This is a genomic window from Mycobacteriales bacterium, from assembly GCA_035995165.1.
Classification (GTDB): Bacteria; Actinomycetota; Actinomycetes; order Mycobacteriales; family CADCTP01; genus CADCTP01.
This window is the reverse complement of sequence record DASYKU010000052.1, coordinates 1-7,886: the sequence shown is the minus strand read 5'-3', so window position 1 is coordinate 7,886 and position 7,886 is coordinate 1. Positions and strand designations below refer to the sequence as shown.

Genomic DNA, 7,886 nt, shown 5'->3' with positions numbered 1-7,886 from the left:
CTTCAAGTGGGCGCAGACCGGTGGCGTGGCCGCCACGCTGTCCAGCACGACGGTGGCCAAGCCGACCTTCACGATGCCGAACACGGCCGACCCGGTGATCTTCCAGCTCACCGTCACCGGCCCGGGCGGCACGGACGTCGCGAACGTTCAGATCAGCCCGCAGCCCGACGTGCTGACCACCAGCCAGATCGAGTTCCGGACCAGCAAGGGTGAGTGGCGTGTCGTCGGTACGGCCACGGTGACCACCGGCAACGTGATCACCGTCTGGCTCGGCAACTCGCTGAGTGGGACCAAGCTCGGGACCGCGTCGGTCGACGCGCTCGGCGCCTGGAGCCTGCGTCTGGCCAACGGCCCGCAGCCGCCGGCCAGCCGGACGGTCAGCATCGAGAGCAGCCGCGGCGGTGTCCTGCTCGCCCAGGCGGTGGTGGTGCGCAACTAGCCGGGACAGCACGTATCTGGAGCCCCGCGGCCTGCCCCCGGCCGCGGGGCTCCATCCTGTCCGTACGCCGAGTTGTCCTTCTGCTAACCCTGGCGCTCGTAGAGTCGGCCCGAGCCCAACCGCGGAAGTCACAGTCTCAGTCGCAGCGACGGCCGTCGTACGCCGTCCCTACGCGGCAGGACGGGAACCGACATGTGGCAACGTCTGCCCAGCATGGTCCTGTCGGTGGCGGTCGCCACGGCCGCGACCGCCTGCTACGCCGCACGATCGCCGGCTGGACCCGGCCGGCCCTCGACGAGACCGGCGCACGTCCTGTTCGCCTACGTCCCGGCCGGGTCCGCCGACGGCGTCCTCAAGGTCCTCGATCGCCGGAGCGGACGCTTCGTCGAGCGCCGGCCCAGGACGCCGGGCCTGCTGGCCGCGCCGGTCCCGTCGCCGGATGGTGCGTACCTCGCGGTGCCCGACAACACCGGCCGCGTCGCTCTGATGTCCACAGTGGACGGCAGAACGTCCTGGGTGGCGACGGGCCGGGAGGTGAAGGCGGTGGCGTGGTCCGCGGACAGCAGGACGCTCGCCGGTCTCGCCGGCCGGGTGGGCCCGAAGGGGGCCGTCGTCACGGTGGACGTCCGCTCCCGCACGACGTCCACCGTCGCCGTCGTGCCGCCCGGCAACGGCCTGCTGCCGACGACGGCCCTGTTCGGGCCCGACGGCAAGAGCCTCGTCGTCGCCTACGCCGGAGTCGGCGCACGGGCCGGCTCCGCGAACCGCGTGGCGTTCTATTCGGCCGGCGGCCGACTGATCCGATCGATCCCGGCCGCAGGGACCCCGATCGGGAGCCATCCGTGGTCGCCGTCCGGCGCCGAGCTCATCGTGCTCGGGGATCCGGCCCGGGAGGGCGGCCCGCCCCAGATCCTGTCCGTGGCCACGTCCGACGGGCGGGTCGTCGGCCGCTTCGCCGTCCGGGGGCAGCCGGTCGGCTGGCTCGACGAGTCTCACGTCGTGGTGACGAAGACCCAGGGCAGCGCGGGCGCGCTCGAGTCGGTGAAGCCCGACGGCTCGGACGCCCGGATGCTGATCTCCCTGCCGTCCGACGTGACCGTGCCGGCCACTGTGTTCCTGGCCCCCGCGGAGGGCCTGCCCGCAGGGGCGCTGCGCTACGCATTCTGAGCCAGCAGGCCCCTCGGCGATCGGCGTTCACGCCGAGGAAGGGCGGCGAGAACGCAGACCGCGCCGAAGAACACGATCAGGGCGATGCCGTTGGCCGCGGGTGGCAGCGGCAGACTGCGCGCGAAGAACAGGCCCGCCGACGAGATCGCCGTCCACCAGGGAAACGAGCCGCGCGAGCCGGCGACGTCCCATGCCGCCGCGGCGACGACGATTCCCGCGGCGTAGTAGTGGTTCGTGCCCGGGTCCAGCACCACCCGGGCGGCGATCGTCGCCAGGAGCACCAACTCCCAGCGTCGGTGGGCGATCGCCAGCAGGCTCACGGCCAGGCCGACCAGGATCTGCGCCGGCCGGTCCCACGACGGCGTCCGCGGCGAGGTGACGCCGAGGACCCGCAGCGCGGAGAAGTCGGTGTTCGGGATCGTGTAGCGCAGCGCGTGCACGGTGCCGAGGTCGCCGAGCAGGAAAGGCAGCCAGGCGAGGGCCACGACCGTCGCGTAGGTCAGGACGGCCGGCCGGCGGCGGTCGGCCGGCAGCAGCAGGAGCAGGCAGGCGAAGGGGAGCGCCCACGGCTTGGCGTCCACGGCCAGCGCGAGCAGCGCGCCGGCCAGCACGCCGCGCCCCGCGACCGCCGCCCGCAGGCCGAGCACGGCGAACAGCAGCGTCAGGACGTCGTCGAGGTGCGCCACGGAGACGGCGAGATAGCCCCAGACCGGGACCACGAACATCCCGGCGAACAGGGTGCGCCGGTCGATCCGGGCCGCGCTCAGGTCGGGCCGGGTCCGCCTCGCGATGTCGCGGATCGCGCCGAGGATGACGATGCCCGCGACCACGCCGGCCACCTGGGCGACGAGCAGAGCGCGCGGACCGAACGGCGCGGTGACGGCGGCGGCGGCGAAGGCGGCCGGTCCGAACTGGAGGGACGGCAGCCCGGCGTACACGTGCAGGCCGCCGCGGACGTGGTCGTCGAGATCGATCAGCGCCTGCTGGGCCTGGGCGAAGTAGTGCCAGGACGTGCCGCCGCGCACGACGTACGCGGCGAAGCAGCCGGAGGACCACCCGGCGATCACCAGCAGGGCGAAGCGCCACATCGGCGAGCGGGCGGGCGTCTCGGGCGGGGTCCGCGGCGGGGCCGGGAAGACGGACATCTACCGGCCGCCGACCGTCGCGGGCTCGGCGGCAGGTGCGCCGTCCCGACGTCGTCGGCGGATGAGGGCGACGACGACCACGACGGCGACCAGGACGGCGGCAGCGACCGAACCGGTACGGCCGAGCACGCCGGCCAGGTGCGGCCAGGACGCGCCGGCGAGATAGCCGCCGAGGACCGCGGTGACGGCCCAGGTGCTGCCGCCGAGGACGTTCCAGACCAGGAACCGCCCGTACGGCATGCGCGTCACGCCGGCCAGCACGGGCACCAGCGCCCGGGCGACGCCGACCCAGCGGCCGGCGGCGACCGCGAACCCGCCGCGCCGGGCTACGAACTGCTCCGCCCGGTCCCAGCGCGCCTCGCCGACGAGCCGGCCCAGCCGGCTGCGGCGCAGGGCGGGACCGCCGTGGCGGCCGATCTCGTACCCGGTGGTGTCGCCGAGGACCGCCGCCGCGACTGCGACGGCGAGGAGCACCGGCAGGCTGACCCGGCCGGAGGCGGCGAGCGCACCCCCCACGAGCAGCGCGGTCTCGCCCGGCAGCACGATCCCCGCGAACACCGCCGCCTCACCGAAGGCGAGGCCACCCACGGCCAGGTACACGGCCCAGCCCGGCAGGCCGAGCACCGCGTCGACGAGGGCGCTCACCGGATGCTCCGACGTTCGGCCCGAGCCACGTTCGCCACTGACACCGTCCTCCTCGCCGGCGCGATCTGCCGACGTCTCGACGGTACGAAGGACCGGGTTAGCACCAGGCCAACTGCGACGCTCTCTGTCCACTTCGGACTCCGTCGGCGCGGGTCCCCGACCGCGGTCGCTCTACTGCGGGAGCGGGAGCAGCAGCCGGACCGTCGTGCCCCGCCCCGGGGCGGACATGACGGTCAGGCGGCCGCCGATCGTCTCGACCGTGTCGCTGAGCAGGGCCAGCCCCATGCAGCCCTCCAGCGGGCCGGGAGCGGAGCCGATCCGGTAGCCGGGACCGCTGTCGGTCACGCTCAGAACCACCCCGCGCCGGTGCGGGGCCAACGTCATCCGCACCGGGGCGCCAGGTGCGTGCGTGGCGGCGTTGCGCAGGGCCTCGCGGCCGGCACGGACCAATGCCTCCCGGTGCGGGCCGGACAGCGCCGGCAACGCGCCGAGGTCTGCCTCGACCGGAGTACCGCTGCGCCGGATCTCCTCAGCGGCGACGTGCAGGGCCCGGACCGGGTCGGTGGCCCCGACAGCGGCGTCGGCGTACGGCACGCTGGTGAGCTCGCGCAAGGCCAGCACGTCCTCGTGGACCAGGTGCTGGACGCGCTGCAGAACTCCGCGGACGTCCCCGGTGCCGGTCCGGCAGCCGCCGGCGTCCGGCGCGGAGGTGCCCTCCAGGCCGGCGAGCTGGCCGTCGAGGGCGGTCAGGGCGTACCCGACGCCGGCGAGGTCCTGGATCACGCCGTCGTGCAGCTCCCCGGCGACACGGCGCCGCTCGACGGTCGACGCCTCGGCCGCGAGGCGGACCATGGCGTGCCGCTCCCGCTCGTGGCGGGCGATCCGCCGGGCGAGGCCGAAGGCCAGCGGCACCAGCATGAGGCCGACCAGGACGACGGCCCCGAGGATCACCGGGACGATCCGGAACAGGAGCGCGGACTCGTCGGCGTGCAGGCGGGTGGCGGTGAAGTAGGTCTCGACGAGGACGGGCCGGCCACGGGTGTCGCGGACGCCGGCGTAGACCTCGAGGCTCTCGCCGAAGCCGCGGTCCAGCCGGTTCTCCGACTTGGTCAGGTCCGAGACGTCGGCGTCCGTGCCGCCGCTGGCCAGAACCGCTCGGTCGTCGGGGGCCAGCGGGTAGCGCAGGCCGATCTCCCGCGGGTCGTCGCTGTAGACGATCACGCCGTCGGCGGACCACACCTTGATCCGCTGGATCGTGCCGTCGACCAGCCGCGCGCGCACGCGTCGGTCCAGGGCAACCTGCGAGTCGATTTCCCCCTCGTACACGCCGTCGGTCAGGAACGGGGCGACCACGCGCCGGGCGATCCCGTCCCCGTCGCGGCTCGCCTGCCGCAGCGCCGCGTCCTGCACCAGGTGGATGCAGATGGCGCCGGCGACCACGCCGATCCCGGCCAGCGCCAGCAGGCTGACCACTGCGTGCCGCAGCAGCGCCCGGGCGACGACCGACAGGTCACGCCATCCCCGCATCGTCGCTGTCCCCCGGACGCGCGCGGTCCGACAGTGAACTATGGCGCGCACTGTGTCAGATTGTATGCGTCAGGTCGGTGTGGTGCCTCCTTGGAGGCCGCCGGCCCGATGTCCTTCGGTGCCGCGCCGTCCCAGCGCCGGCGAGAGCCGGCGCACTCCGCCGCCCGGCCAGGACGCCATCCTCGCGGCCCCGAACGACCCTGTTCTCCGGCATTGACACCTCGGGAGCGCGTGGACCGTACCCGTCGGCACCTTCTCAGGGCCCTGAGGACGGTGGCGGTCGACTCCGCCTACTACCTCGCTACGGCCTCTCAGCGTCACCTGGAGCCGGGTCTGTGCGGTCGCGGACGGCATCTTGCGGTCCTATTTATCCTGTCCGGATGCGACGTTTCGAGGACGAGGACCTCACCGGCGCCGAGTTCCGCGAGTGTGATCTGAGCCGGGCGCGGCTGGTCGGGGTGGTCATGCAGGATGCTGAGATAGACGGCCTGGTCACGAACCTCGTGGTGAACGGGGTCGAGGTCACCTCGTACGTCGAGGCCGAGCTCAACCGCCGGCATCCGGTGCGGCTGCTGATGCGGTCCGGCGAGCCGGCCGACCTGCGGGAGGCCTGGCGGCAGCTGCGGGCCGGCTGGGCCGCGACCGTCGAGCGGGTCCGGTCCATGCCCGCGGGCAGCGAGGATCGCGGCGTCGACGGCGAGTGGTCGATGGTGGAGACCGTGCGGCACCTCGTCTTCGTGCACGACTCGTGGTTCCGCCGCTGCGTGCTCGGGCTGACCGAGCCGTTGACGGCCCTCGGTCTGGCCGCGGCGTTCGTGCCCGACCAGGAGGAGCAGGGCCTCGATCGGTCGGCCCAGCCGAGCCTCGCTGAGGTGCTCGACGTGCGGGACCGGCAGGCGTCGCAGCTCGAGACGTGGCTGGCCGAGGTCACCCCCGAGCAGCTCGCCCGGACCGCGCCGGTGCCCGACGGAGACGGCTGGCCCCCGTACGCCCGGGGGATGTCGGTGCGCGGTTGCCTCGGCACCGTCCTCACCGAGGAGTGGGCCCACCATGGGTTCTGCATCCGCGACCTCGACAAGCTGTCGGCTCAGGACGCTCCACAATCCCAACGCTGACGGCCCCGGAGGGGTCACGAGTAGCCCGTGATCCGGGAGCTGGACGACGTCAACTTGATCGCGGCCGGCGCTGCCGCCTCGTACGCGCCAGGGAGCAGCGGCCGGGGGTCTGCTGCACGGATCGGTAACATCTGAGGTGGCTTGCCCGGCGGGGTGGACGGTGTGAAGCCCGGCGCGGCCGTCGGCCAGCTGGCCGAGTTGCGGGAGGCGAAGAAACGGATCGTCCGCATGGCATCCGGACGGCACTGAACCCGGCACGGGACAGTTCCCAGCGGACGACAAAGGCAAGGAGATCTCACTCCTTGCCACTTTTAACGTATAGCGCACCGGGGGGCTTGCGGCAAGACCCGGGTCGGGCCGCAGAATCGGCGGCCGGACCAGGAACGGACGAAGACATGGGGCCACGACGTGTGTGTGTTGTTGTCGACGGACGGGGGACGCGGTGACGAACCGCTGGTGGGACCGGCGGTGCGTTGCGGACGCTGGACGCGGAGGTGCGCGCCGCCCGACTGGCCGAGGGGAAGGCAGCTGCGCGGGACGCCGGTGATTCGACCGGCCGGTGCAGGGCGACGGAGCACGGCTGCCTCGGAGGTATCGCGATGATCGAGCAGTCCGTGTTGGGTTTTCGCGAGGTTGACGAGACGCAGGTCGCGGTCGTCGGCGGCAAGGGCGCGCACCTCGGCGGGCTGTCGCGGATCGACGGCATCCGCGTGCCGGCTGGCTTTTGCGTGACGACGGACGCCTTCCGGCGGATCATGGCGGAAGCGCCCTCGATCGACGAGCGGCTCGATCAGCTGGCGCGCCTGAACCCGGACGACCGGGAGGCGATCCGCACGCTCAGCGCGGAGATCCGCCGAACCATCGAAGGGATCGCCGTTCCGGGTGATCTCGCGGCGGCGATCACCCGCGCGCTCGCCCAGCTCGGCGAGCAGGGCGCCTACGCCGTCCGATCCAGCGCGACGGCAGAAGACCTGCCGACGGCCTCCTTCGCCGGCCAGCAGGACACGTACCTGAACGTCGTGGGGCCGGCGGCGATCCTCCAGCACGTCAGCCGGTGCTGGGCCTCGCTGTTCACCGAGCGGGCCGTGACCTACCGCCAGCGCAACGGCATCGACCACCGTACGGTCCACATGGCCGTGGTCGTGCAGCAGATGGTCTTCCCGCAGGCGGCCGGCATCCTGTTCACGGCCGACCCCATCACGTCCGACCGGAAGGTCGCCTCGGTCGAGGCCAGCTTCGGCCTCGGCGAGGCCCTGGTCTCCGGCCTGGTGAACCCGGACGTCTACACGGTGCGCGACGGCGTGGTCGTCGCCAAGGCGATCGCCGCCAAGCAGCTCGCCATCGACGCCTCGCCGGCGGGCGGGACGCAGGAACAGGCGATCGACCCGGAGCGCCAGCAGCAGCCCGCGCTGACGGATGCGCAGGTCGTGCGGCTCGCGCAGCTGGGCCGGCGGATCGAAGCGCACTTCGGCCGTCCCCAGGACATCGAATGGTGCGTGGCCGACGACGACTTCCAGATCGTCCAGAGCCGGCCGATCACCACGCTGTTCCCCATCCCCGCGAACGCCGACGGAGGGAACCACGTCTACATCTCCGTCGGTCATCAGCAGATGATGACGGACCCCATGAAGCCGCTGGGGCTATCGCTGTTCCTGCACATCACCCCTGCCCCCATGGTCGAGGCCGCGGGCCGACTGTTCGTCGACGTGACCCGAAGCCTGGGCGCGCCGACGAGTCGCGCGGCGCTCCTGGCCCTCGTGGGCAAGGGCGAGCCTCTGGTCCGGGACGCGCTCCAGACCGTCGTCGACCGCCCTGACTTCATCCCGACGCTCCCGGACGCGGGGCCCG

General features: G+C 73.1%; 7 protein-coding genes. 4 read left to right on the top strand and 3 right to left on the bottom strand.

What is annotated here, in order from left to right:
• On the top strand, positions 1-439 hold a 439-nt coding region (locus VGP36_09015), incomplete at its 5' end, for a hypothetical protein (protein HEV7654858.1).
• A 225-nt stretch (positions 440-664) separates the two neighbouring features.
• A complete protein-coding gene (locus VGP36_09010) occupies positions 665-1,606 on the top strand; it encodes a hypothetical protein (GenBank protein ID HEV7654857.1) in 942 nt (313 codons plus the stop codon).
• Here the strand turns inward: VGP36_09010 and VGP36_09005 are convergent.
• The 3 genes from VGP36_09005 to VGP36_08995 form a co-directional block, all read right to left on the bottom strand.
• Positions 1,594-2,751, bottom strand: coding sequence for a hypothetical protein (locus VGP36_09005; protein HEV7654856.1), 1,158 nt, complete (start codon positions 2,749-2,751; stop codon positions 1,594-1,596). The two genes, VGP36_09010 and VGP36_09005, sit on opposite strands and share 13 nt — an antisense overlap.
• A complete protein-coding gene (locus tag VGP36_09000) occupies positions 2,752-3,396 on the bottom strand; it encodes a DedA family protein (GenBank protein ID HEV7654855.1) in 645 nt (214 codons plus the stop codon).
• A gap of 171 nt (positions 3,397-3,567) precedes the next feature.
• On the bottom strand, positions 3,568-4,923 hold the full coding sequence (locus VGP36_08995; protein ID HEV7654854.1) for an ATP-binding protein: 1,356 nt from the start codon (positions 4,921-4,923) through the stop codon (positions 3,568-3,570).
• A 380-nt stretch (positions 4,924-5,303) separates the two neighbouring features.
• Between VGP36_08995 and VGP36_08990 the strand changes: the two genes are divergently transcribed.
• Both VGP36_08990 and VGP36_08985 read left to right on the top strand, forming a co-directional pair.
• Entirely contained in the window at positions 5,304-6,038 is a 735-nt protein-coding gene (locus VGP36_08990; protein HEV7654853.1) for a DinB family protein, read from the top strand.
• A 599-nt stretch (positions 6,039-6,637) separates the two neighbouring features.
• Positions 6,638-7,886, top strand: a 1,249-nt coding sequence (locus VGP36_08985; GenBank protein HEV7654852.1) for a PEP/pyruvate-binding domain-containing protein, incomplete at its 3' end; no start/stop codon positions are given.

Excerpts from the sequence above, each read along its gene's own strand:
- VGP36_08990 (HEV7654853.1), top strand. The coding sequence starts at position 5,304 with ATGCGACGTTTCGAGGACGAGGACCTCACCGGCGCCGAGTTCCGCGAG.
- VGP36_09005 (HEV7654856.1), bottom strand. The coding sequence starts at position 2,751 with ATGTCCGTCTTCCCGGCCCCGCCGCGGACCCCGCCCGAGACGCCCGCC.
- VGP36_08995 (HEV7654854.1), bottom strand. The coding sequence starts at position 4,923 with ATGCGGGGATGGCGTGACCTGTCGGTCGTCGCCCGGGCGCTGCTGCGG.